Consider the following 22,053-nt stretch of genomic DNA (forward strand, 5'->3'; position numbering starts at 1 on the left):
GGGCGGCATGGCGGAGCCATGGCAACCGACGACAACGCGGCGAGGCGCGGTGCCAGACGCCGGGAGCCCGGCATGATCGGCGAGACGCCCCCTAAGGGCCGCCCGGCGGCTCAGCGGCCCCCGTTGTACGGCCCGTACGGACCGTCGCTGCTGGAGCCGCCGCGGCGGCTGCGGCCGCCGCCGGGCAGGCCGCGCAGGGCCGGGCGGACGTCGACCATGTACACGATGGTCGCGATCAGGCCGATGATCGGCAGGAACGACAGCACCCCGAAGATCAGGCTGACCACGAAGGCGAGCGCCAGGATGATCAGCCAGAAGGTCTTGGTCTGCTTGTCGGCGGCGCGGTAGGCGTCGTCACGGCGCGTGGCGGCGTCGATCAGCGCGAAGCCGCTGAAAAGGATCAGGGCCAGGTTCAGCAGCCACAGGAACCCAGCGAAACCCTGCATCAGCACAACGTCCACCACCCGACTCGGCTCGTCCTTACGCGGTCACCGTACCCGCAACCGTCGTCCCGCTACCCGGACAACGGGCCGGGCACCCTCCGAGTGCCCGGACCGTCCCCGTTCGCCGTCACTTGACCGGCGGTGTCGTCTTCTTCGCGGTGGTCTTGCGGGCCGGGGCCTTCTTCGCCGGGGCCGGCTTCGCGGCCGGCTCCTCGCTGACGGCGACCGGCTCCGGCTTCGGCGCGGGCTCCGGCTCGACGGCCACGGCCAGGTCCTCGATGCCCTCGGCGGCCTCGCCGCGCCAGGTCCGCACGGCCTGCTCGCCGTGCTCGGCGACCCGCTCGTAGGCCTCGCGCGCCTTCACGGCGTACTCCGCGGCCACGCCGACGCTGCGCAGGGCGAGGTCCTGGGCGGTCTCGCCGAACTTCTTCAGGTCGACGTCGAGGGAGCCGATCAGCTCGTTGACCTTGGTCTGGAGGGTCTCCTGCGTCTCCTTGACGCGGGCGGTGGCCTTCTCCTGGACGGCCTTGGGGTCGGTGTTGCGGACCGCCTCGATACGGGCCGGGGCCTCCGCGCGCAGCTGCTCGACCAGGCCGGGCACCTTCCTGGCCTGCTGGAGGGCGAGGTCGGCCGTACCGGCGGCGAAGTAGAGCGGGGTCGGGTCGCTGAAGGTCTTGCGCAGGTCGTCGGTGATGGCCATGGTGATGGTCCTCCCGGATCGCTTTCGGCTGAGGGTTTCGGCGGTCCGCGGCCGCCGGCCGGTCTTTCCCTGGTCCGGTCAACCGGCCGTCTGCTGCGGACCGGCGTCGCTCCCGTCGGCGCTGGCGGTGTCGTGGCCGTTCTCCTTGCGGAACGAGTCGTAGACCTGGAGCAGCACCTGCTTCTGCCGCTCGTTCAGCGTGGGATCGGCGAGGATGACCGCCCTGGTCTCGACCTCGTCGCGGTCCCGCTCGGCGTCGAGGATCCCGGCCCGCACGTACAGCGTCTCGGCGGAGATCCGCAGCGCCTTGGCGACCTGCTGGAGCACCTCCGCGCTCGGCTTGCGCAGCCCGCGCTCGATCTGACTCAGATACGGATTGGACACCCCGGCGGCCTCGGCGAGCTGCCGCAGCGACAGCTGCGCGCTGCGCCGCTGCTCGCGCAGATAGTCACCGAGATTGCCGACGTTGAGCGATGCCATGCCTCCACCATGCCGCAACCCCGCTAACAATTGCAAGCACCCTGCTTGCAAGAGTGCAACAACGCCGCCGCCCCGGAGGACGGCGGCGCCGCGGAGGCGGCCGGGATCAGGCGACCTCGAAGGTGTTCTCCTGGTGGTCTCTGGAGCCGGAGCCCGGATTGACGAAGATCAGCACGTTGTGCGAACCCGGACCGAGACGGCCGAGGCTGACCAGGCCGGTGTCGGCGTTGCCGGGGTCGAGGAACTGCGAGTTCCACTCGGAGCCGACGACATTGCCGTCGCACTCGACGGTGACCCGGGCGTTCCCGCCGGCGTCGCCGACGTTGCCGAGCTCGAAGCTGATCCGTGTGCCGGCGTCGTGGTGCGGGACGTTGTGACCATCGGGGTTGTCCGAGGGGTCGGGCATCACCCCGATGCCACCGTCCGCCAGCTCGAACATCGCTGACATGGCATCTCCTCCTCGGATTCCAGCATGGCACGCACCGGGCCGGGCCGCCCGGCGGGGTGCGAACACCCACAAAAAAGTGGGTACTTGGCAGCATCCGGCGCCGGTACGAGGCTGGTCCCAGGTGATCAGGTGATCAGGACGCCGCCTCCGTGAGCCGTTCCAGGCGGCGGTGGCCCCAGTCGGAGAGAGGAGCGAGAGCCTCGGACAGTTCACGCCCGAAGCCGGTGAGCGAGTACACCGTCTTCGGCGGCAGGACGTCGTGCGCCTCCCGGTGCACCAGACCGTCCTCCGCCATCTCCCGCAGCGCCTGAGTCAGCACCTTCTCGCTGAGGCCCGGCAGCTTCCGGCGCAGTTCGCCGGGGCGCTGCGGGCCCGACTCGAGCAGCCACAGCAGGGCCGTCTTCCACTTCCCGTCGATCACCGAGATCGCGGCGGTCACACCGCAGACGTTCAGGTCCCGGGCCCGGCTGCGCGTCATCTTCGCCCCATTCGTCACGCTTTGTCGTTTGTCTGAGAACAGCAGGAGCTTCCTCATGTCCACCAACGCCATGGACCTCGCGTCCACTTCCGTCACCGTCCTCGGCCTGGGCCCCATGGGCCGCGCCCTGGCCGGCGCCTTCCTGGACGCCGGAGTGCGCACCACCGTCTGGAACCGCACCCCCGGCCGGGACGCCGATCTGGTGGCGCGCGGCGCGCGAGGGGCGCGGTCGGCGCAGGAGGCGGTCGCGCACAGCGAGCTGACCGTCATCTGCGTCGTCGACTACGACGCCTCCGACGCCGTCCTGCGCAGCGACCCGGTCACCGCCGCCCTGAAGGGCCGTACGCTCGTCAGTCTCAGCGCGGACACCCCGGACCGGGCCCGCGACACCGGCGACTGGGCCGCCCGGCACGGCATCCGCTACCTGGACGGCGCGATCATGACCCCGGCCACCACCATCGGCACCCCGGCCGGCGTCTTCCTGCACAGCGGCCCCGCCGAGCTGTACGCCGAGATCCGGCCGGTCCTGGACGCGCTCGGCGGCACCCACACCCACCTCGGCGAGGACATCGGCCGGGCGGCGGCCTACGACATCGCGCTGCTGGACGTGTTCTGGACGTCGATGGCCGGCTTCGCGCACGCGGTGGCCGTGGCCCGCGCCGAGGGCGTCTCGGCGGTCGAGCTGGCCCCGTTCGCGCAGGGCATCGCCGCCATCCTGCCGCCGCTGTTCGAGGAGTTCGCGGGCGACGTGGACAGGGGCAGCTACTCGGGCGAGCTGAACCCGATCACCTCGGCGGCCTCCTCGATGGCGCACATCGTCCACACCTCGGAGGCGCACGGCATCGACGCGGGTGTGATGCGGGCCGTGGAGGGGCAGGCCCGCCGGGTCATCGGGCTGGGCCACGGCTCGGACGGCTTCCTGCGGGTGGCGGAGGTTCTGGGCCGCACCCGGCGTCCCTGAGCCAGGCCCGCACCACCGCGAAGTCGGCCTCCGTCAGGCCGTACCGGTGGTCGACGCGGTGCAGCAGGGCCGGGCCGGGGTGATGGGCGGCCACCCAGGCCCGGTCGGTGCCGGTGATCTCGTCGTCGACCCAGACGAACGGCCGGCCCGCGGCCCGGGCGACGACCGGCCGGGTCTTCCAGTGCCGTCCCCCGCGCGGCGGCTCCTCCGCGTCCACCAGGTCCAGCACGGGCAGCGGCGGCAGCCCGAGCCACGGCGCGAGGGTGGTGTTGGCGTCGTCCAGCCAGGTCGTCGCCCACACCGGCGCGCAGCCCAGGCCGAGCAGCCGGGGGCCGAGCGCCGGGTCGACGCGGTGCAGCAGCGGATGGTCGGCGGGCAGGCCGCGCGGCCCCTCGTACGTCGGGTAGGGCCGGTCCGACCCGAACGGCAGCAGCGTCCCGTCGACGTCGAGGAAGAGCAGTGCGCGCACGGAAAAGACCTTGCCGCACTTCGCCGCCCGCCGCTACCGTCCCTGCCATGACTGCCGGGTCGGCCTTGTGCCGTGAGCGGATCGGGTGCCCGGCCTCTGAGTGAGGCCACCGGGGCGGGCGAGAGGCCCGCCTCCTTCTCTGTGCTTTCCGCGACCAGTGACATCCACGGACACACGGAGAAGGACGACACATGCCCGACCCCAACGACTTCAACCAACGGATCATCGACGAGTTCCGGGCCGGCCGCGGCCGCCTGAGCGGCATGTTCGCAAACGCCCGGCTGGTCCTGCTGACCACCACCGGCGCCCGTTCCGGCAGGCCCCACACCACCCCCGTCGGATATCTCCCCGACGGCCCCGAGCGCATCCTGGTGATCGCCTCGGCAGGCGGCTCGCCCCGGCATCCGGCCTGGTACCACAATCTGCTCGCGCATCCCGAAGTGACCGTGGAGAGCGGAGCCTTCACCTATCAGGCACAGGCCGTGCCGCTCACCGGCGCGGAGCGCGACGCGGCCTTCGCACGGGCCGTGGAGAGCGATGCGGGCTGGGCGGAGTACGAGGAGAAGGCGGGCGGGCGGGTGATCCCGGTGGTCGCCCTGACCGCCCTCACGGACGGCGGGCCGGGGAACATCAACGCCGGCTCGATGGGCGAGGCGATCAAGGTGGTGCACGACGCTTTCCGCCGCGAACTCGCCCTGCTGCGGAAGGAGATGAACGGCACCGGTTCCGCTCTGGGCGCCCAGCTGCGGGCCAACTGCCTCACCTTCTGCCACGGTCTGCACAACCACCACACCGGCGAGGACCTGATGCTCTTCCCCCACCTCGCCGACCGCCACCCGGAGATCGCCCCGGTGCTCGCGCGGCTGCGCGAGGAGCACGAGCGGATCGCCGTCCTGGTGGCGGAGTTGCGCCGGGCGGTGGAGGAGACGGCCGACCCGGTGGCCGCCCGCGCCGAGGTCGAGCGGCTGACCACCGATCTCGAGGCCCATCTGAGCTACGAGGAGGAGCAGTTGATACCGCTGCTCGACGCCTTCCAGGCGGCGCCGCGGTAGCCGGGGGGGGGGCGGCGGGCGGGCTAGAACGGCAGTGGCCGCGCGTGCACCACGGTCAGCGCCGACACCGCCCGGGTCAGCACCACGTACAGCCGGTGCGGCCCGCGCTCCTCGGCCTCCGCGATCGCCGCCGGCTCGACGGCGACGACATGGTCGTACTCCAGGCCCTTGACCAGGCTCGCGGGCACCACCGCGACCCGCGCGCCCACCGCCTCCTCGCCCGCCGCCGCGATCCCGGCCCCGGCCAGCGCCTCCCGCAGCCGGGGCACATCGGGGCCGGCGGCGACGACACCGATGGAACCCTCGCGTTCCAGGGCGTCGCGCACGGCCGTCACCACCGTGCCCGGCACGTCGTCCGTCCGGACCACCGCCAGCTCGCCGTCGCGGCGCAGCGACACGGGCTCGGGGACGGCGACGTCCAGCCGGCGCAGCAGCCGGTTGGCGAGCGCGAGGACCGTCGCCGGGACCCGGAAGCCGGTGGTCAGCGGGACCACGGCCGCGTCCGGCTTGCCGAGGTGACGCAGCAGGCCGGGCCAGTCGCGGGCGGCCCACGGCGTGGTGCCCTGGGCCAGGTCGCCGAGGACGGTGAGGGAGCCGTGGGCGGAGCGGCGGGCGACGGCCCGGCACTCCATCGGGGACAGGTCCTGCGCCTCGTCGACGACGACATGGCCGTAGCCGGCGGGGCGCTCGATGAGACCGGCGACCTCGTCGAGGAGGACCAGGTCGGCGGCCGACCAGCGCGCCGACCTCCAGGAGCGCGGCGGCCGCGCCCACCGCAGGGCCCGCTGCTCCTCGGCGTCCAGCAGCCCGTCGGCGGCCTCCGCGAGCGCCGTCGGATCGCCGAGCAGCCCGGCGACCACCTCCTCGGGCCGCACCTTCGGCCATACGGCGTCCAGCCAGGCCGTGAGCGGCCGGGTCCGCTCGATCCGCCGCACCCAGGCGGTGGTGCACGTCTGGCCGTGCCGCTCGGCTCGGGCCCGCACCGCCGCCACCACCCGCGCCCGGACCCGCTCCCGTGCGACGGCGTACGGGGGCTGCTCGGCGCGCACGTCCGCCACGATCGCCCGCAGCTCCGCCGCGGTGACCCGCCGCCGCGAGGAGCCGTCCGGCACGTCGAGGGGGTCGGCGCACGCCTCGGGGCGGGCCCGCGCGTACAGCGCCCGGCGCAGCACCTCGGCCATCCGGGCGTCGTGCTTGACGGCGGCGGCCCGCCCGTCGTCGGTGCCGGTGACCGGGTGCCGGGCGATCTCGTCCTGGACGGTGGACTGCCGGACGCCGGTCTCGCCGAGGGCGGGCAGCACCTCGGCGATCCAGGAGAGGAAGGTGCGGTTGGGGCCGAGGATGAGCAGTCCGCCGCGCCGGACGCGCTGCGGGTGGGTGTAGAGCAGGTAGGCGGCGCGGTGCAGGCCGACGGCGGTCTTGCCGGTGCCGGGGGCGCCCTGCACGCACACCGAGGCGGCCGCGTCCGCCCGGACCAGGTCGTCCTGCTCGGGCTGGATGGTGGCGGCGATGTCCCGCATCGGCCCGACGCGCGGGCGTTCGATCTCCCGGGCGACGATCTCGCCGGCCCGGCTCTCGCCCCGGCCCAGGTGCTCGTCCTCCAGGCCGGTCAGATCGGCGGAGTCGCCCCGGCTGCCGGGGGCCCAGCCGAAGCGGCGGCGGACGGCGACGCCTTGCGGGTCGCGGGCGCCGGCCTGGTAGAAGGCCCGCGAGACGGGGGCCCGCCAGTCCACCACCAGGGGCGGGGCGGTGGGGTGTTCGCCGATCCGCAGCCGGCCGATGTGCAGGCTGCCGTGACCGGTGTCGGGCGTGAAGTCGAGCCGTCCGAAGAACAGCGGCCCTTCGGGGAGTTCCCGCAGCTCCTTGGCCTGGCTGCGCAGCCGGTACCCGAGCACTTCGGCGTCGGCGCCGGAGGCGGAGACGTCCTCGCCGGTGACGACCTGTTCCTGGGCTCCCTCGACCATCGCGGCGAGGGCGGCGCGGCAGCGGTCGTGGTGGGCGCGTTCGAGGCGGAGGGCTTCGCGGAGGGCGGCGTCGGGTGGTGTCATTCCGGCGAGCGTACCGGAGTAACGTGACCGAGTTAAATTTTTTACCGAGTCACCTATCTCAGGTCCTCTCTCCGGATCGTGAGCCGGCGAGGTGCGGGAAGGCGACATCCAGCACGTCGAAGGCCCGCCCGGCCGCCGCGACGGCGTCCCCGTGCACGTCCGCCGCCCGCTCCCCCGCCGCCATCCGCCGCCAGTTCTCCTGCGCGAGCACGCGCCGGACCGCGGTGATCTGCCCGGCCGCCAGCCGCGCCTCCAGATCGCCGCCGAGGGCCTCGGCGAGCGCGGCCTCCGCGCGCTCCATATGGGAGTGGGCGCGGGCGACCAGGGCCGGAGTGCCGTAGAGGAGGGTGTGGAAGGCCAGCACCTGGGGGTGGTCACTGAGCCCGGTGACCGGGTCGTGCCGGTCGAGGCCGTCGAGGAAGTGCCGCCGCAGCGCGGTCAGCGGCGCACCGGACGCCCCGGCCACCACCCGCGCCGCCTCGCCCTCGTGATCGGCGATCCGGTGCAGGACCAGGTCCTCCTTGGCCGGGAAGTACCGGAACAGCGTCGGCTTGGAGATCTCCGCCGCGGCCGCCACCTCGGCCACCGACACCGCGTCGAACCCCTTCTCCAGGAACAGCCCGATCGCGACGTCCGACACCACCTGGTACATCCGCTGCCGCTTGCGCTCCCGCAGCCCGCTCTCACCCATGACCCCGAGCCTACGGTCGCCGGCCGGCACAGCCGCCCCGCACAGCCGCCCCGCACAGCCGCCCGGCGCCGGCCTCAGGCCGAGGCGGCGCGCCAGGCGCGCAGGGCCTCCGCGATCCGCTCGGCGTCCGGTACGTCCACCAGCCGCAGCGGCTCGCGCGCCCGGCCCAGTGCCCGGCCCACCCGCTCGGCCGCCGCCCGCAGCTCGGCCGCCGCCGGGCGCTCCGGCAGCGCGAGGGCCGCCCGCATGGTGTCCGGGAAGACCGACTGGGCGTACTCGAAGGCCACGTACGCCCCGAGGTCCTCCTCCAGCCCGGCGGTGAGCTCGCGCAGCCCGGCGTCCGTCATGGCCCGCGCCCACAGCCCGGTCATGCGCCGCTGCTCCTCCTTGCCGTAGCCCATGCGGACGATGTGGGTGGCCAGGTCGTGCAGCGGGTCGCCGTACAGCGCCAGCTCCCAGTCGATGACGGTGATCCGGCCCCGGCGGACGACCACGTTGGCGCGGTGGACGTCGGTGTGCAGCAGCCGGAACGGCCGCGAGGCGAGCCCCCGGTGGTGCGCGCGGAAGACGGCCATCGCGTCCCCGGGGATGCCCACCGCGTCGAACAGCGCCCCGAACCGGTCGCGGTTGGGCCGGTGCACCCGCTGCTCGGTGAAACGGGCCAGCCGGTGCAGGAACCCGTCGCTGTCGCCGTCCGCCGGCCAGTCCTCTGGCGGCGCGGGCAGCTCCTCGACGGGCACCTGGGCGGTCCGCACGAAGAACGCGGCGAACTCGGCCATCAGCCGTTCGTCGACGACGCCGTCGGGATTGTGTTCGCTCAGCGCCCGGCCCGTCCGGTAGCGGTGCACCGAGTGGTCGCCGAGGACGGCCAGACAGCGCGGCACCTCGCGCAGATACCGGCAGACGACGTCCAGCACCTCCGCCTCTCGCGGCCAGATCCGCGGCACCACCTCGACGCTCGCCAGCGGCACCCGGTACTTGACCCGGGCGTAGGGGACGGCGCCGAGCAGCAGGGCGAGCAGCAGGCCGCCACGCAGCACGTAGTTGGTGTTGTGGTGGCCCCTGAGGACCGTCAAGGCCCCGCCCGAGCCGTGCAGCCGACGCCTCAGCAGACGCCGTACGAGAGCCTCCCTCGGTCGCGGGGACACGGACGGCGCGGACGGCGCGGACGGCGCGGGTGGCACGGGTGACGCGGGGGACATGGCCGGAGGTTACGGCTCCCGCAGGTCCTGTCCCTGCATCTCCCACAGTGCGTCGAACCACTTCCGCGCCTCCGCCACGAACAGCGCGTCCCGCTCGCCGTGGGCCGCGTGGTGCCGGAAGAGCAGCGACTGCGTGCCCCACGCGTCCCACAGCTCACGCGGCTCCGACTCGACCTCCACGGTCCGGCGGGCCGGGATGTAGAACGCGAGCAGCGCCTCGGACCCGTTGAGCAGGTACACCTTCTGCGGCGGGGTGTTGGGCACGGTCCGGAAGCGGACGACCGCGGGGATGCCGTGGTCGGCGCGGAGCGTGCGGAAGTACTGGCGCAACACCGTGACCTGGGCGACGTACTGGGCCACCGACCGCCGGTGCACCGCCTCGTCGGCCGCCGCGTCCGCGCCCCAGCCCTCGGCGGGCGACGGGTGGAGCAGCCGGACGTCCTTGTGCGGCAGCAGGATGCGGGCCTCGACGGACTCCGGGCGGACCCGGCCGGACTCGATCAGCGCCATCGGCGCGTGCATCGCGAGCAGCAGCGTCTCGGCGGTGAGGCAGGCCGCGTCGATCCGCACCCGCGGCTCGGCGAACGCGGCCTCCAGCCGGGGCGCGAGGGCGACCAGGGTGGGCTGCGGCTCCTCGCCGGCGGCCGGCGGCCCGGCGACGGTCGGCGGGCTGCCCTTGCTGACGCCGGTCAGCCAGCCCGCCTCGTGCAGGGCGCGCAGCGCCCGGCGCACGGTCGTCCGCTCCACGCCGAACTCCGCGGCCAGTTCGGCCTGGGTGGGCAGCTTGGCGCCCGCCTCCAGGCGTCCCTCGCGGATGCGGGCCTTGAGCGTGCCGGCGATCTCGTCGGGCGAGGGCTTCCTGCTGACATCCACGTGCTGTCTTCCTTCGGTTGCGGCCGTATGTGGCTGGGCGCGCCCACGCGGCGGAGCCGCGGACCGATACGGCCCCGCGCTCCTACGTGGGCCGCGCCCGCGTCCTGAGCACCTTCAGCACCGGCTCCAGCGAGCCGACCAGGTCGCGCGCGCCCGCCTCCCGCAGCAGCCCGGCCTTGCGGTCGTTCCTCGCGTAGCCCAGGAAGGCGACGCCCGCCCGCCGGGCCGCCTCGTGGTCGGTGGGGGTGTCGCCGATGAACAGGGCGCCGGCCGGGGCGGCGGCGAGCGCGGCCAGGGCGCGGTCGAGGTGGTAGGGGTCCGGTTTGAGGCGGTGCAGGTCCGTGTCGCGGCCGTAGACGTGCGGGCCGAAGCACCCGGCCAGGCCCCGGCCGGCGAGGTAGGCGCCGACCACCCGCGGGGAGTTGTTGGAGACCACGGCCGGCCGGGCGCCGACCGCGGTCCAGGTGCGGATCAGCGGGTCGGCCCAGGCGGTCGGCATGGCGGTGGCGGTGGCTCTCAGCTCCTCCTGGGTGAGGCGCTCCTCCAGCTCCGCGACCACCGCCGGTCCGAGCCCCGCACGGCCCGCGGCGCGCAGCACCACCTGCGGGTCGGCGGTGCCGCGCTCCTCCTCGCTCAGCAGTCCGCCCAGCCCGCGCCCGTCCAGCCAGCGCACCAGTTCACCGGCGACCGCGGGTGCCGGATGTCCGGCGAACAGCCGGCAGATCGGTCCGTCGAAGTCCCACAGCACGACATCGGCACGGGTGACCAGTTCCCGCAGCCGGTCGGTCGGACTCGCCACCGGTTCGGTCCGTGTCGTATCAGAAGTCACTAGGAGAGTGTCAGGTCCCGGGTGATGGTTTCCCAGAGGGCGTCGAACCACTTCTGCGATTCGTCCACGAACGAGGCATCGCGCCGCCCGGCCGTCCGGTCGAAGGAGAACAGCAGCGACTCGGTGGCGCGCACGTCGTAGGTGGGCACCGGGCCGGCGTCGGTGGGCTCCTCGCGGCGGCCCAGCATGTAGTACGCGATCAGCGCCTCCTCGCCGTTGAGCAGGTACAGCTTCACCGGCGGGGTGAACGGCAGCGCCCGGAACGACACCCGGACGTCGATGCCGTGCGAGGCGCGCAGTGTCCGGAGGTTGTGGCGCAGGACGTGGCCCTGGGCGTTGCGCATCGCCAGCCAGCGCTGGTGGACCGGGTCGGGGTCGCCGTCCTCGTGCTGTTCGACCGGGACCGGGAAGGCCAGGTTGATGTCACGGGAGGGCAGCAGGATCCGGGCGTCGACGGACTCGGGGCGGATCCGGCCCTCGTGGATCAGGCGGAGCGGCTCGCCGAGCGCCAGCATCAGGGTCTCGGCGGTCAGGCAGACGGCGTCGATCCGCACGTGCCGGGCGGTGAAGGCGTGCGTGAGCCGGGGCGCGAGGCCCACCATCACGGGCTGGGGCACCTCGGCGGCGGGCAGCGCGGGGCCGGCGACGCGCGGCGGGCTGCCCTTGGTGACATGGCTGAGCAGGCCGTCCTCGTGCAGGGCGCGCAGGGCCTGGCGGACGGTGCCGCGCTCGACGCCGAACCGCTCGGCCAGCTCGGCCTGGGTGGGCAGCCGGTCGCCGGGTCTGAGCTGTCCGTCGCGGATGCGTTCGCGCAGCTGGGCGGCGATCTCCTGCGCCGTGCGCCGCCGGGCGCCGTCCACTGCCACGTTCTCCTGGGTCACACCCGAACGCTACAACTCACAGCCATCTTTCGGGAGTTGTTTGCGAGTTGGCCGCCAACCGGCGTCAGGCGGCGAACCGCAGGTCGGAGCTGTTCGCACCCCATGGACCTTGGCCGGTTTCAGCTCATCGCCCAGCACAACTTCTCGCCATCTTGAGGCATTTCAGCACCGGGTGGTTATGAGCCGCCCCCAAGTGGAGATAAGTACAGAGAAGTTGGCACCAACTCGAAGCAACATGGTCGTACTTACCGAAGGTTGGCCGGACTCCTCTCCGGAGGGGAGCCGGGAGCCCGGCCGGTCGCAGCACCCCACCCACGGGTGGGCCACCACAACTGAAGAGCACGCTACGGATGCGTGAACCCGTCGGACCGACGACGTCGAGGAGGCTCAGAACGAGTCCGGGCACCATGGACGCCTGGACGTGCGCAGCAGGGCGTCGGCCACCCGGGCGGCGCCCGCTCGTGTCTCCCGCACCCGCCCCACGGCCGCCAGCCGCACCGCCGACTCGTCCCCCAGCCACAGCGCCCCGAGGTCGGCCACGTCCAGCGTCAGATCGGGCGCGCGCCGCGTCACCGCACAGGCCCCCCGCCCGTCCGCCGACGCCTCCAGCAGATACCGCCCGCCCGTGAACCCGCCGGCGTCCACGACCTCCAGCACCAGCTCACCGGCCCCCGCGTACGTACGCGCCTCCAGCGCCGCCACGACGTCCAGGATCCGCACCCACATCCAGTCCGCCTGCGTAGTGATCCGGGCGGCCCGCGGGTCCGGCAGGAACAGCGGCAGCAGGTCGTCCGGGGCCCGCCAGCCCGACTTCACCCGGGTGACCCAGTCGATCGAGCACAGGAACCGCCACAGCGCCCGCTCGGCCTGCGGGGTGGCCGCGATCAGCCACCTCACCGTGGCGGTGTTCAGCGGCTGCTTGGCGTCGCCCCACTTGTCGTCGGCGGTGTACGCGACCATCCCCGCGACCTCGCCACCGGGCGAGCGGTACACCGCGTAGAACGGCCGGGTCCACTGCGGCATCACCCGCAGCTCGCCGGTGTCGATCCGCCACCACCGCTCGCCGCGGTCCACCGCGCCCGGCTGCGCCCGCCGCACCCGCTCGTACAGCTCCGGGCCCAGCGCGCGGACCTCGGCGCCGTCGATCAGATCGATCCGCCCGCCGTCCTCCGGCCCCGGCCGGCGCGGGTCGAGCCCGGCGCGCGGCACGTCCACGGTCCACACGGCGGTCGAGGTGGCCGGCCCGAAGCCGTACCGCCCGTAGATCGGGTACTCGGCGGCGATCAGCGTCGCCACCACGTCCCCGCGCACCTTCGCCGCCGCCAGGTCCCGGCCCATCATCGTGGTGAGCAGCCCGCGCCGGCGGTGCGTCGGGGCGACGGTCACATTGGTGACGGCGTCGGCGGCCACCAGCGCTCCGCCGACGGCCGTCAGCTGCTGCGGGAACGACCGCAGCGTCGCCACGCACCGCCCGTCGTCGAAGGCGCCGAGGGTGCGGCTCGCGATCACACCGGAGGCCCGGCCGGCGATCTCCTCCTCGGACAGTTCGTCGCTGCGCAGAAAGCCCGTGGCCATCGCCCGCAGCCAGGCGGGCTTCTCGTCCTCGGTGATCGGACGGATGTCGAGGTCGTCGCGGTCGCTCATGGCGCCACGGTAGGCGCCGGGCGCCAGACCCGTCGCGCGCTTTTACCCCTGTCCGGCCGGGACCGCCCTCACAGCAGCAGGTCGTCGACCTGCGCCTCCCCGTCCCGGTAGCGCCGGGCGATCTCCGCGCTGCAGTCGTCGGCCGTGCGCTGGAGGCCCTGGCGGCGCCGCGAGACCTGCTGCTCGTACCGGACGAGCCGCCCGATCCCGTCGGTCAGCTCCGGATCGGTACGGGCGTCCAGCGCGGACAGCTCCACCTCCCCCAGCATCTCGGCCGCCAGCCGCCGGTACTCCTCGCTCTGCGGAGTCCCCAGCGTCACATGACGGGCCGAGGAGCGGTGCCGGGCCGGGGCGTCGGTCAGGATCTCCGGCAGCCGCTCCACCACGGACCCGGCGCCGACCGCCACCACGGACGTCGGCCCGCGCCGCGCCAGCTCCGCGCGCAGGATGTCGATCCGCCCCTGGAGCAGCCGCCGCACATAGCTCAGGTCCGCCTCGTCGCGCTGGGCGTCCCGGCGCAGGGTGCGCAGCTCGGGCAGGCTCAGCGCGGGCAGGTCGTGCTCGGGCGGCTCCGGCAGCAGTGGTGGCCGGCCGTCGCTGTCGGGGCGGCCGTCGCTGTCGGGGCGGCCGTCGTTGTCGGGGCGGCCGTCGTTGTCGGGGCGGCCGGGACTGTCGGTGCGCTGCGCGGGCGGGCGCACCGTCCCCACGTCCTCACCCGTGCTCGGTGTGCTCATGTGCCTCTACCGTCCCCTCGACCGGTGTGTGGAGAGCATCGTGCCACCCCTCGTGGCCGCTATGTGACCGAGTGCCCCCGAACGGCCCCACATGGACCGGTTAGGGATCGAAAAGCAGCCACGGCATGATGGTCATATGCGAGCTGTGGTGCAGAGGGTGGACGGCGCGAGCGTCGTGGTGGACGGCCGGACCGTCGGGGAGATCATCGGCGAGGGCCTGTGCGTCCTGGTGGGCGTGACCCACGACGACACCCCGCAGAAGGCGGCCCAACTGGCCCGCAAGCTCTGGTCCCTGCGGATGCTGCACGACGAGAAGTCGTGCAGCGACATCGACGCCCCGCTCCTGGTGATCAGCCAGTTCACCCTCTACGGCGACGCCCGCAAGGGCCGCCGCCCCACCTGGAACGCGGCCGCCCCCGGCCCGGTCGCCGAACCGCTGGTCGACGAGGTGGTGGCGCAACTGCGCGCGCTGGGCGCGACGGTGGCGACGGGCCGGTTCGGCGCGCAGATGCGGGTGTCGCTGACGAACGACGGCCCGTTCACCGTGCTCGTGGAGATCTAGGGGGCCACGACGACTTCCTGGGCGGCGGCCGTGTCACCGGCCACCAGCCGGGCGTCCACGGCCACGTTCCGCTTGACCAGCGCGAGCGCGACCGGGCCCAGCTCGTGATGGCGGACCGAGGTGGTGATGAAGCCGATCTTCCGCCCGTCGGGGCCGTCGTCCGCGAGGCGGATCTCGGTGCCGGCCGGCGGCAGATGGACCTCGCTGCCGTCCAGGTGCAGGAAGACCAGGCGGCGCGGCGGCTTGCCCAGGTTCTGCACCCGGGCGACGGTCTCCTGACCGCGGTAGCAGCCCTTCTGCAGATGCACCGCGCTGCCGATCCAGCCCAGCTCGTGCGGGATGGTGCGGTGGTCGGTCTCGAAGCCGAGCCGCGGGCGGTGGTGCTCCACCCGCAGCGCCTCGTACGCCAGGATCCCGGCGGCCGGGCCGGACGCCGCGGCGAACTCCTCCAGCCGCTCCCGCGGCAGGAAGAGATCGCGGCCGTACGGGGTCTCCCGGACCACGACGCCGTCCGGGACCTCGGCGATGGAGCCGGCGGGCAGGTGCACGACCGCGAAGTCGGCGGTGCGGTCGGCGACCTCGACCCGGTAGAAGAACTTCATCGACTCCAGGTACTGGAGCAGCGCGTCCTGGGTGCCGGGTTCGATGTGCGCCCACACCGTCTCGCCGTCGTCGACGAGGTACAGCGCGTGCTCGATGTGGCCGTTCGCGGAGAGGATCAGGGCCTCGGTGGCCTCACCCGTGGGCAGCTCGCTGACGTGCTGGGTGAGCAGCAGATGCAGCCAGCTCAGCCGGTCCGCGCCGGAGACGGTGACGACCCCGCGGTGCGAGAGGTCGACGAAACCGGCGCCGTCGGCGAGGGCGCGCTGCTCGCGGAACAGGTCGCCGTAGTGGGCGGCGACGCCTTCGTCCAGGCCCTCGGCGGGGACGGCGCCGGGCAGGAACAGCAGAGGGCTCTTCATGGCTCCAAGCCTACGACTCGGTACTTGAACTCTTCAGGGAACAGTCCTCGCAGCGGCCGAAGATCGCGAAGTGCTTCAGGTCCGTGTCGAAACCGAACTCCGCGCGCAGCTTGGCGGTGAACTCCGCGGCCACGCTCAGATCCGCCTCGATGACGTTGGTGCAGTCGCGGCAGACCAGATGGATGTGATGGTGCCGGTCGGCGAGGTGGTACGTGGGCGCCCCGTGCCCCAGATGGGCGTGGCTGACCAGCCCCAGCTCCTCCAGCAGCTCCAGCGTCCGGTACACCGTGGAAATGTTGACCCCCGACGCCGTCTTCCTCACTTCCACGAGGATGTCGTCGGGGGTCGCGTGCTCCAGGGTGTCCACGGCTTCGAGCACAAGTTGCCGCTGCGGCGTCAGCCGGTAACCGCGCTGCCGCAGATCACTCTTCCAGTCGGTGCTCACCACACTGGAAGTCTAGGCCGCTACTTGAAGAAGGCGATGCCGTCGTCCGGAAGGTCGTCCGGCAGGGCCTTCGCCCAGCGCTCGACCTCCTCCGGGGTGACGACCTTCTTCAGGTGCGCCGACATGTAGGGGCGCAGCTCGACCTCGGGGGTCTGCTTCTCGCCGACCCACATGAGGTCGCTCTTCACATAGCCGTACAGCCGCTTGCCACCGCTGTAGGGGCGGGAGGCGGCGGTGCGCGCCACGGCGTCGGTGACCAGGTCGATCTGCGGCTTCTGGTGGGCCAGCTCGCCGTACCAGATCTCGATGACGCCGTCGTCGCGGGTCAGGGTCACCTCGACCTTGCGGGCGTCGTCGATCCGCCAGAAGCCGTGCTCGGACTCCAGCGGGCGGACCTTGTTGCCGTCGTTGTCCAGGACCCAGGTGTGGGAGCTGTACTCCAGGAAGTCACGGCCGTCGTGGGTGAAGGTGACCTCCTGCCCGAAGTTGCACTTCTCGGAGCCGGGGAAGTCGTGCACACCCGCTCCCGCCCAGTTGCCGAGCAGGAAGGCGAGGGGGACGAGGTCCTTGTGGAGGTCGGACGGGATCTCGATCATGAGCGGCGTTTTCCTAGCGTCGGGTCAGCGCTGGCCCTGGTACAGCTTCTTCACGGTCAGTCCGGCGAAGGCGAGCACGCCGACGCAGACCAGGACCAGCAGGGCTTCGAAGAAGATCTCCACGGGGTGCTCCTCGGATGAGCGCGGTGAGGTACGTACGTACACAGGGCCAGGCCCCAGCTTACGCGGCCGGGGCCCGGCCCTCCTCGTGAGGTGTGCCTCGAAGGTCAGCCCAGGAGCTGGCTCTGGAGGGTGAGCGTCTGGTGGAACGGCACGGCCGGTGCCGTCCCCTCGCGGGACTGGACGATCAGCGCGAGGACGTCACCGGCGGCCAGGTAGGCGTGCCGGACCTGCTCGGAGCCGTACGGCTTCTGCTCCACCTGCACCGACCGCCACACGTCGTCGACCTCCGACTCGGCGCTCAGGCCCTCCTCGAAGGCGGACAGGTCGGCGCCGCGCACCCGGTGGACCGACTGGTCGTAGGGGACCAGGTGGCCGGAGAAGAGGCTGTCGACGACCTCGGCGGTGCCGAAGTGCAGCAGGTAGACGCGGGTCCGGGTGCCGTCGCCGGTGGTCCAGCCGCGGGCGGCGATGTGCCGCAGTCCGGCGTCGGTCAGCTTCATCCGCAGGGCGGTCCGGTCCTCCTCGTGCGGGTACTCCGCGAGGAAGTCCTCCGTCGGCAGCCAGCCGTCGGTGCCGCGCAGCTTCGCGATCTCCGTGGCGCCCTCCGGGGCGGGCAGCAGCAGGGCGCGCAGGTCGGCGTGGTGCGTGCCGGCCGGGTTGTCCTCGGCGAACGGGCCGGGGCTGCCGGAGGGCAGCGGCGGCCTGGTGAGCGCCGGGAAGTCCCAGCGGCCGTCCGACTCGGTCCCGAGCCCGGGGACGTCCGTCCGCTCCATGCGGGTGATCCCGTACGCGGTGCCCGCTCCGGCCACCGCGAAGACGACCACGGCGGCGGTCCAGCGCAGCGCGGCGCGCAGCACCCGGCGGTCCTTGCGCACCCGCACCTCCTCGGCGGGCGCCTCGGCCGGTGCGGGGTGCGTCGTCTGGTCGGTCATACGGCCTTCCCCGGCTCCTCGATACGGTCCAGCTGGGCGGTCAGCAGCTCGGCGACGTCGCCGGAGTTCAGCGAGGCCGGGCCCGAGGCGGTGAGGCTGACCAGGACGTCCCCCTCGTACGCCGAGCAGAGCATGGTGTCGAGACCGCCTTCCTCCACCTCGTCCGAGGGCGGCAGGAAGCACTGGGCGTTCTTGTGGCCCTTGATCCTGGGCCCCTTCCGCAGGACGTCGAGGGCCGCGAGGAACTCGTTCTGGAACGTCGAGATGTCGCGGACGGCCGCCTTGTTCTCCATCCGGGTCAGCACGACGCTCACGGTCACGGTCTCCTCCCCGGCGAAGAGGTCCCCGGCGGTGACGTAGCTGCGCATCGCCATGCCCTGTACGCGCTGCTTGTCGATCTGCCGCTCCAGCCGCTTGCGCTGGGTGCGGGGCAGCTCGCGCAGCGCCTCCTTGCGCAGCGCCGCCGCCCGCTCCCCGTCCAGCTGGGCCTCCGACCCGAACTCACCCAGATCGGGCCCGCGCTCCCACGCCTCGCCGTACGGCAGGAGCATCCCGGCCAGCCCGGTCGCGGCCACCGGCTCGGCGGACTCGGACGCGTGCTTCGGCAACGTATACACAGGTTCCCCCGCGTCCCGGTCCGCGTCCCGCACGGTCACCACGGTGTACCCCACCCCAGCCACCACCGCACCGGCAACCACCAACGCCCCAGCCGCCTTGCCGACCCGCCCCAGGCGCAAGACCTTCTTCCCGGGCTTGTCGGCCACGGGGACGGCGTCGGGCGCGGGCACGGCGTCGGACGCGGGTGCGGGTACGGCGTCGAGCGCGGGCGCGGCGTCCGGCCCAGGCGCGGGCGCGGCGTCGAGCGCGGGTGCGGGTGCGGCGTCCGGCCCGGGCGCGGGCGCGGCCAGGGCCGCAGGCTCGGGCGTGCTCGCAGGCGCGGTTTCGGGCTCGGTCACAGCCGCAGACGCGCGCCCGGACTCAGGCCGAGGCGCGGCCTCGGGCTCGACCTCGGGCACGGCCACGGCCGCAGGCGCGGACGCGGCCTTGGGCTCGGCCACCTCCGCAGGCGCCGGCCCGGACTCGGCCACGGCCTCGGGCACGGCAACGGCCGCAGATGTCTGCGCGGCCTCCGGCCCAGGCACGGCCTCGGCCCCGGCCCCAGACGCCGGCCCGGACTCAGACGTCGGCCCGGACTCGGACTCGGCCACGGCCTCGGGCTCGGCAACGGCCGCAGGCGCGGGCGGCCGCACGGCCTCGGGCACGGGTGTGGCCTCGGGCCCGGTGACAGCCTCAGGTGCCGGGGCGGGCGCGGCCACGGTTTCTGCGTTCCGGTTCTCGTTCACAAGCGCTCCATCTGCCGCTCGGCGAGGTCCATGACCGTGCGCTTGGTGATCGGCTTGTCGGAGTAGATCCAGACCTCCATGGCGATGTCGCCGCGCCAGGCGTGGGCCTCCGCGCTGTACAGGGGCAGGTAGCCGGGCTCGGTCTCGGGGCGGGTGTGGACGTAGGCCATGCCCTCCTCGGTGCCGGGGATCGGCCAGCTCTTGGTGCCCTCGGGTTCCGTCGCGTAGTAGGCGGCGTCGTCGACCGCGTCGTCGGCGGCGGTGTACTCCTGCTCGCGGAACTGGACCAGCCGGATCTCCACCGTGGTCGCCTCGCCGACCTCCCAGCCGGTGACGGCGGCCCGGCGGAACTCGTCCTCGACCAGTTCGAGGAAGGCGCCGGCGGGGCGTTCGTAGCTGTCGGCGTAGGCGGCGAGGTCCATCCAGCCGTCGCTGCCCTCCAGCCACTCCGCGTCCTTCGCCCCGCGCGGCTTCTTCAGCAGCAGCGGGCGCAGGTCGCCGTCGACCTTGACCTGCCGGTCCTGGGCGGCGGAGAGGGGTTCGGGGGCGGGACCGTCGGCCTGCGGGAGCGTGGGCTGCGACAGCGAGGGCAGCCGGGTGGGCTCGCGGTCGGCCTGGACGAGGTAGCCGGCGCAGGTGCCGGCGACGACGCCGAGGACGGCGGCCGCGGCGATGAGCAGCGTCGTGCGGCCCCGGCCCCGGCGCCGCTCCTGTGGCACATGCGGTACATGCGGCGCATGCGGCACTTCAGGGGCCTCGGGCAACTTTCTGTCCTCTTCGGACACTTCCATGGACGTTTCCCCACAAGGTGAACTGCGCATTCCATATGCGCGCTCACAGGAGACTCATGAGGTTCGACGGGAGTTGTGGTCGCGTTGATTACGATTCCGGCATGGCGAAGAAGCTCGTGATCAAGGTGACGGCGGGGGCGGACGCCCCCGAGCGGTGCTCGCAGGCGTTCACGGTGGCGGCGGTGGCCGTGGCCAGCGGGGTGGACGTCTCCGTCTGGCTGACCGGGGAGTCCGCCTGGTTCGCGCTGCCCGGCCGGGCGGCCGAGTTCGAGCTGCCGCACGCCGCCCCGCTGCCCGATCTGATCGACTCGATCCTGGCCGCCGGCAAGCTGACCCTGTGCACGCAGTGCGCGGCCCGCCGGGAGATCACCGAGCAGGACGTCATCGAGGGCGTGCGGATCGCGGGCGCGCAGGTCTTCGTGCAGGAGGCACTGGCGGAGGAGACGCAGGCGCTCGTGTACTGAGCCGGCTGAGCCGGCTCACCGCGGGCCGGGGCGCTTGCGGCCGTCCAGCTCGTCCCACCACTCGTCGGACTGCGGATCGCCGGACGGGTCGTCCCACCAGCGGTCGTCGGGGCCGCGCCGGTTGGCGACCATCGCGGCGACCGGCGGGATCAGCATGGCGACCACGCACATGCCGACGGCCACCTCGGTCGACCAGAGACGGACGACTCCCCAGGCCAGGACGAAGAGCACCAGGCAGGTGCCCATCATGGCGAAGTACGTATGACGCCGCCGTGCGTACATACGTCCAGAGTAGGCCGAAGGGCCGCACCCCAGGCGTCCAACCCGGGGGGTGCGGCCCTTCGGCCGTTCGGGGTCCTCGTCAGACCGCGATCGCGACCTCGGACAGGCCGCCCTGCTGGGCGACGACCGTGCGGTCGGCGGTGGCGCCACCCGGCACCAGCGCGCGGACGGTCCAGGTGCCCTCGGCCGCGTAGAAGCGGAACTGGCCCGTGGCGGAGGTCGGGACCTCCGCGGTGAACTCACCGGTCGAGTCCAGGAGCCGGACGTAGCCGGTCACCGGCTCGCCGTCACGGGTCACCTGACCCTGGATGGTGGTCTCACCGGGCTTGATCGTCGAGGCGTCGGGGCCGCCGGCCTTCGCTCCACACATGTCTTTCTCCAGAAGGGGTCTGACCGGAAAGGAAGGCCGGTCGGGGTTTGCGGGGTGTCTGCTTACTTGCCGGCGCCGAGCTCGATCGGCACGCCGACGAGGGAGCCGTACTCGGTCCAGGAGCCGTCGTAGTTCTTGACGTTGTCGACACCGAGCAGCTCGTGCAGCACGAACCAGGTCAGGGCCGAGCGCTCACCGATACGGCAGTAGGCGATGGTGTCCTTGGAGAGGTCGACGCTCTCCTCCTCGTAGAGCTTCTTCAGCTCGTCGTCCGACTTGAACGTGCCGTCGTCGTTGGCGTTCTTCGACCACGGGATGTTGCGGGCGGACGGGACGTGCCCCGGACGCTGCGACTGCTCCTGCGGCAGGTGGGCCGGGGCGAGCAGCTTGCCGGAGAACTCGTCGGGGGAGCGGACGTCGACCAGGTTGTGGCTGCCGATGGCGGCCACGACGTCGTCGCGGAAGGCACGGATCGAGGTGTCCTGCGGCTTGGCCTTGTACTCGGTGGCGGCGCGCTCGGGCACCTCCTCGACCAGCTCGCGGGCGTCCAGCTCCCACTTCTTGCGGCCACCGTCGAGGAGCTTGACGTTCTCGTGGCCGTAGAGCTTGAAGTACCAGTAGGCGTACGACGCGAACCAGTTGTTGTTGCCGCCGTACAGGATCACCAGCGTGTCGTTGGCGATGCCCTTCGCCGACAGGAGCTTCTCGAAGCCCTCCTGGTCGATGAAGTCGCGGCGGACCGGGTCCTGGAGGTCCTGCGTCCAGTCGATCCGGATCGCGTTGCGGATGTGGTTCTTCTCGTACGCGGACGTGTCCTCGTCCACCTCGACGATCGCGATGTCGGGGTTGTCCAGGTTGTCCTGCAGCCAGTCGGCGTCGACCAGAACGTCGCTGCGACTCATGCTCTTTCTCCTCCGGGGCAGTTGCGGCGGGGCGTGCGAGTGCGAGACGTGCGCGGACGACCGCGGGGCGGCGCGGCGCACGGATGCCCTGAGCAGGGCGGGGGGTGAATGCGGAAGGCGATGCTGCCGCTCAGACGGTGCGACAGAGCATGGCGGCAACGCGGCACAGGTCTACTGCCCGCCGCTTTGTGAGATCCGCCTGTCGCTTCATAGCGTCGATCGTAGGGACGGACCGGCGGGCATGTCACCGGCGTGTCGAATAGTGAGACGCGATCGTCCGCGATACGGGATCGAATGGGCGTCCGGGCCGCCGCCGCACGGCTCACGGCCGGATGCGGCGGCCGTCAC

At 72.9% G+C, this 22,053-nt stretch carries 28 protein-coding genes; 4 read left to right on the plus strand and 24 right to left on the minus strand.

Annotated elements, in window-relative coordinates; all coding sequences use genetic code 11:
- Positions 1-110 precede the first annotated feature (110 nt).
- From ABT232_RS31175 to ABT232_RS31195, 5 genes are all read right to left on the minus strand, one after another.
- Positions 111-446, minus strand: coding sequence for a DUF2516 family protein (locus ABT232_RS31175; RefSeq protein ID WP_351846070.1), 336 nt, complete (start codon positions 444-446; stop codon positions 111-113).
- A gap of 124 nt (positions 447-570) precedes the next feature.
- On the minus strand, positions 571-1,143 hold the full coding sequence (locus ABT232_RS31180) for a hypothetical protein (protein WP_351846073.1): 573 nt from the start codon (positions 1,141-1,143) through the stop codon (positions 571-573).
- A 78-nt stretch (positions 1,144-1,221) separates the two neighbouring features.
- Positions 1,222-1,623, minus strand: coding sequence for a helix-turn-helix domain-containing protein (locus tag ABT232_RS31185; RefSeq protein ID WP_351846075.1), 402 nt, complete (start codon positions 1,621-1,623; stop codon positions 1,222-1,224).
- Between the two features lie 106 nt (positions 1,624-1,729).
- Complete coding sequence (locus ABT232_RS31190) at positions 1,730-2,071, minus strand: hypothetical protein (protein WP_351846078.1); 342 nt, start codon at positions 2,069-2,071, stop codon at positions 1,730-1,732.
- A gap of 133 nt (positions 2,072-2,204) precedes the next feature.
- On the minus strand, positions 2,205-2,549 hold the full coding sequence (locus ABT232_RS31195) for a winged helix-turn-helix transcriptional regulator (protein WP_351846081.1): 345 nt from the start codon (positions 2,547-2,549) through the stop codon (positions 2,205-2,207).
- Between the two features lie 55 nt (positions 2,550-2,604).
- Here ABT232_RS31195 and ABT232_RS31200 point away from each other — a divergent pair, with 55 nt between their 5' ends.
- Positions 2,605-3,510 (plus strand): NAD(P)-dependent oxidoreductase, encoded by a 906-nt coding sequence (locus ABT232_RS31200; RefSeq protein ID WP_351846084.1) that lies wholly within the window; start codon positions 2,605-2,607, stop codon positions 3,508-3,510.
- Here the strand turns inward: ABT232_RS31200 and ABT232_RS31205 are convergent.
- A complete protein-coding gene (locus ABT232_RS31205; protein ID WP_351846087.1) occupies positions 3,437-3,979 on the minus strand; it encodes an HAD domain-containing protein in 543 nt (180 codons plus the stop codon). The genes ABT232_RS31200 and ABT232_RS31205 overlap by 74 nt on opposite strands.
- A gap of 191 nt (positions 3,980-4,170) precedes the next feature.
- On the opposite strand from ABT232_RS31205, the gene ABT232_RS31210 reads away from it, so the two are divergent.
- Positions 4,171-5,031, plus strand: coding sequence for a nitroreductase family deazaflavin-dependent oxidoreductase (locus tag ABT232_RS31210; RefSeq protein ID WP_351846090.1), 861 nt, complete (start codon positions 4,171-4,173; stop codon positions 5,029-5,031).
- 23 nt (positions 5,032-5,054) lie between these two features.
- Here the strand turns inward: ABT232_RS31210 and ABT232_RS31215 are convergent, their stop codons facing one another.
- The 8 genes from ABT232_RS31215 to ABT232_RS31250 form a co-directional block, all read right to left on the minus strand.
- Complete coding sequence (locus tag ABT232_RS31215; protein WP_351846093.1) at positions 5,055-7,079, minus strand: HelD family protein; 2,025 nt, start codon at positions 7,077-7,079, stop codon at positions 5,055-5,057.
- Between the two features lie 58 nt (positions 7,080-7,137).
- Entirely contained in the window at positions 7,138-7,770 is a 633-nt protein-coding gene (locus tag ABT232_RS31220) for a TetR family transcriptional regulator (RefSeq protein ID WP_351846095.1), read from the minus strand.
- 74 nt (positions 7,771-7,844) lie between these two features.
- A complete protein-coding gene (locus ABT232_RS31225) occupies positions 7,845-8,846 on the minus strand; it encodes a phosphotransferase family protein (RefSeq protein WP_351846097.1) in 1,002 nt (333 codons plus the stop codon).
- A 135-nt stretch (positions 8,847-8,981) separates the two neighbouring features.
- Positions 8,982-9,845, minus strand: coding sequence for a GntR family transcriptional regulator (locus ABT232_RS31230; protein ID WP_351846099.1), 864 nt, complete (start codon positions 9,843-9,845; stop codon positions 8,982-8,984).
- Positions 9,846-9,927: 82 nt separating this feature from the next.
- Entirely contained in the window at positions 9,928-10,725 is a 798-nt protein-coding gene (locus ABT232_RS31235; protein WP_450871876.1) for an HAD family hydrolase, read from the minus strand.
- Positions 10,674-11,555 carry a winged helix-turn-helix domain-containing protein gene (locus ABT232_RS31240; protein ID WP_351846103.1) on the minus strand — a complete coding sequence of 294 codons (882 nt, stop codon included), beginning with the start codon at positions 11,553-11,555 and terminating at the stop codon, positions 10,674-10,676. The genes ABT232_RS31235 and ABT232_RS31240 overlap by 52 nt, the downstream gene beginning before the upstream one ends.
- Before the next feature lie 387 nt (positions 11,556-11,942).
- On the minus strand, positions 11,943-13,199 hold the full coding sequence (locus tag ABT232_RS31245; RefSeq protein ID WP_351846106.1) for a GNAT family N-acetyltransferase: 1,257 nt from the start codon (positions 13,197-13,199) through the stop codon (positions 11,943-11,945).
- A 68-nt stretch (positions 13,200-13,267) separates the two neighbouring features.
- Positions 13,268-13,933, minus strand: coding sequence for an RsiG family protein (locus tag ABT232_RS31250; protein WP_351846108.1), 666 nt, complete (start codon positions 13,931-13,933; stop codon positions 13,268-13,270).
- A gap of 136 nt (positions 13,934-14,069) precedes the next feature.
- Between ABT232_RS31250 and dtd the strand changes: the two genes are divergently transcribed.
- Positions 14,070-14,495 carry a D-aminoacyl-tRNA deacylase gene (gene dtd, locus ABT232_RS31255; RefSeq protein ID WP_351846111.1) on the plus strand — a complete coding sequence of 142 codons (426 nt, stop codon included), beginning with the start codon at positions 14,070-14,072 and terminating at the stop codon, positions 14,493-14,495.
- Here dtd and ygfZ read toward each other — a convergent pair.
- The 6 genes from ygfZ to ABT232_RS31285 form a co-directional block, all read right to left on the minus strand.
- Complete coding sequence (gene ygfZ / locus ABT232_RS31260) at positions 14,492-15,457, minus strand: CAF17-like 4Fe-4S cluster assembly/insertion protein YgfZ (protein ID WP_351846113.1); 966 nt, start codon at positions 15,455-15,457, stop codon at positions 14,492-14,494. The genes dtd and ygfZ overlap by 4 nt on opposite strands.
- Positions 15,458-15,467: 10 nt before the next feature.
- On the minus strand, positions 15,468-15,905 hold the full coding sequence (locus tag ABT232_RS31265) for a Fur family transcriptional regulator (protein ID WP_351846115.1): 438 nt from the start codon (positions 15,903-15,905) through the stop codon (positions 15,468-15,470).
- 17 nt (positions 15,906-15,922) lie between these two features.
- Positions 15,923-16,498: a heme-binding beta-barrel domain-containing protein gene (locus ABT232_RS31270; protein WP_351846117.1), complete on the minus strand. Its 576-nt coding sequence runs from the start codon at positions 16,496-16,498 to the stop codon at positions 15,923-15,925.
- A gap of 227 nt (positions 16,499-16,725) precedes the next feature.
- Entirely contained in the window at positions 16,726-17,553 is an 828-nt protein-coding gene (locus ABT232_RS31275) for a hypothetical protein (protein ID WP_351846120.1), read from the minus strand.
- Positions 17,550-18,509: a hypothetical protein gene (locus ABT232_RS31280; protein ID WP_351846122.1), complete on the minus strand. Its 960-nt coding sequence runs from the start codon at positions 18,507-18,509 to the stop codon at positions 17,550-17,552. The genes ABT232_RS31275 and ABT232_RS31280 overlap by 4 nt, the downstream gene beginning before the upstream one ends.
- A 383-nt stretch (positions 18,510-18,892) precedes the next feature.
- On the minus strand, positions 18,893-19,615 hold the full coding sequence (locus ABT232_RS31285) for a hypothetical protein (RefSeq protein WP_351846125.1): 723 nt from the start codon (positions 19,613-19,615) through the stop codon (positions 18,893-18,895).
- Between the two features lie 173 nt (positions 19,616-19,788).
- Here ABT232_RS31285 and ABT232_RS31290 point away from each other — a divergent pair, with 173 nt between their 5' ends.
- Entirely contained in the window at positions 19,789-20,151 is a 363-nt protein-coding gene (locus tag ABT232_RS31290) for a DsrE family protein (RefSeq protein ID WP_351846128.1), read from the plus strand.
- Between the two features lie 15 nt (positions 20,152-20,166).
- Here the strand turns inward: ABT232_RS31290 and ABT232_RS31295 are convergent, their stop codons facing one another.
- The 4 genes from ABT232_RS31295 to ABT232_RS31310 all read right to left on the minus strand — a co-directional run bounded on the left by ABT232_RS31295 (position 20,167) and on the right by ABT232_RS31310 (position 21,916).
- Positions 20,167-20,433 (minus strand): DUF3099 domain-containing protein, encoded by a 267-nt coding sequence (locus ABT232_RS31295; RefSeq protein WP_351846131.1) that lies wholly within the window; start codon positions 20,431-20,433, stop codon positions 20,167-20,169.
- Between the two features lie 79 nt (positions 20,434-20,512).
- Positions 20,513-20,803 carry a DUF1416 domain-containing protein gene (locus ABT232_RS31300; RefSeq protein ID WP_351846132.1) on the minus strand — a complete coding sequence of 97 codons (291 nt, stop codon included), beginning with the start codon at positions 20,801-20,803 and terminating at the stop codon, positions 20,513-20,515.
- 62 nt (positions 20,804-20,865) lie between these two features.
- Complete coding sequence (locus ABT232_RS31305) at positions 20,866-21,705, minus strand: sulfurtransferase (RefSeq protein WP_351846135.1); 840 nt, start codon at positions 21,703-21,705, stop codon at positions 20,866-20,868.
- Between the two features lie 130 nt (positions 21,706-21,835).
- Complete coding sequence (locus tag ABT232_RS31310; RefSeq protein ID WP_350203226.1) at positions 21,836-21,916, minus strand: putative leader peptide; 81 nt, start codon at positions 21,914-21,916, stop codon at positions 21,836-21,838.
- Positions 21,917-22,053: the final 137 nt, after the last annotated feature.

The organism is Streptomyces sp. NPDC001532, assembly GCF_040298625.1.
In the GTDB taxonomy this organism is placed as follows: domain Bacteria; phylum Actinomycetota; class Actinomycetes; order Streptomycetales; family Streptomycetaceae; genus Streptomyces.

Coding starts and splice junctions, on each gene's coding strand:
- ABT232_RS31175 (WP_351846070.1), bottom strand. CDS start 446: ATGCAGGGTTTCGCTGGGTTCCTGTGGCTGCTGAACCTGGCCCTGATC.
- ABT232_RS31180 (WP_351846073.1), bottom strand. CDS start 1,143: ATGGCCATCACCGACGACCTGCGCAAGACCTTCAGCGACCCGACCCCG.
- ABT232_RS31185 (WP_351846075.1), bottom strand. CDS start 1,623: ATGGCATCGCTCAACGTCGGCAATCTCGGTGACTATCTGCGCGAGCAG.
- ABT232_RS31190 (WP_351846078.1), bottom strand. CDS start 2,071: ATGTCAGCGATGTTCGAGCTGGCGGACGGTGGCATCGGGGTGATGCCC.
- ABT232_RS31195 (WP_351846081.1), bottom strand. CDS start 2,549: ATGACGCGCAGCCGGGCCCGGGACCTGAACGTCTGCGGTGTGACCGCC.
- ABT232_RS31200 (WP_351846084.1), top strand. CDS start 2,605: ATGTCCACCAACGCCATGGACCTCGCGTCCACTTCCGTCACCGTCCTC.
- ABT232_RS31210 (WP_351846090.1), top strand. CDS start 4,171: ATGCCCGACCCCAACGACTTCAACCAACGGATCATCGACGAGTTCCGG.
- ABT232_RS31215 (WP_351846093.1), bottom strand. CDS start 7,079: ATGACACCACCCGACGCCGCCCTCCGCGAAGCCCTCCGCCTCGAACGC.
- ABT232_RS31220 (WP_351846095.1), bottom strand. CDS start 7,770: ATGGGTGAGAGCGGGCTGCGGGAGCGCAAGCGGCAGCGGATGTACCAG.
- ABT232_RS31245 (WP_351846106.1), bottom strand. CDS start 13,199: ATGAGCGACCGCGACGACCTCGACATCCGTCCGATCACCGAGGACGAG.
- ABT232_RS31250 (WP_351846108.1), bottom strand. CDS start 13,933: ATGAGCACACCGAGCACGGGTGAGGACGTGGGGACGGTGCGCCCGCCC.
- dtd (WP_351846111.1), top strand. CDS start 14,070: ATGCGAGCTGTGGTGCAGAGGGTGGACGGCGCGAGCGTCGTGGTGGAC.
- ygfZ (WP_351846113.1), bottom strand. CDS start 15,457: ATGAAGAGCCCTCTGCTGTTCCTGCCCGGCGCCGTCCCCGCCGAGGGC.
- ABT232_RS31270 (WP_351846117.1), bottom strand. CDS start 16,498: ATGATCGAGATCCCGTCCGACCTCCACAAGGACCTCGTCCCCCTCGCC.
- ABT232_RS31275 (WP_351846120.1), bottom strand. CDS start 17,553: ATGACCGACCAGACGACGCACCCCGCACCGGCCGAGGCGCCCGCCGAG.
- ABT232_RS31290 (WP_351846128.1), top strand. CDS start 19,789: ATGGCGAAGAAGCTCGTGATCAAGGTGACGGCGGGGGCGGACGCCCCC.
- ABT232_RS31295 (WP_351846131.1), bottom strand. CDS start 20,433: ATGTACGCACGGCGGCGTCATACGTACTTCGCCATGATGGGCACCTGC.
- ABT232_RS31300 (WP_351846132.1), bottom strand. CDS start 20,803: ATGTGTGGAGCGAAGGCCGGCGGCCCCGACGCCTCGACGATCAAGCCC.
- ABT232_RS31305 (WP_351846135.1), bottom strand. CDS start 21,705: ATGAGTCGCAGCGACGTTCTGGTCGACGCCGACTGGCTGCAGGACAAC.
- ABT232_RS31310 (WP_350203226.1), bottom strand. CDS start 21,916: ATGAAGCGACAGGCGGATCTCACAAAGCGGCGGGCAGTAGACCTGTGC.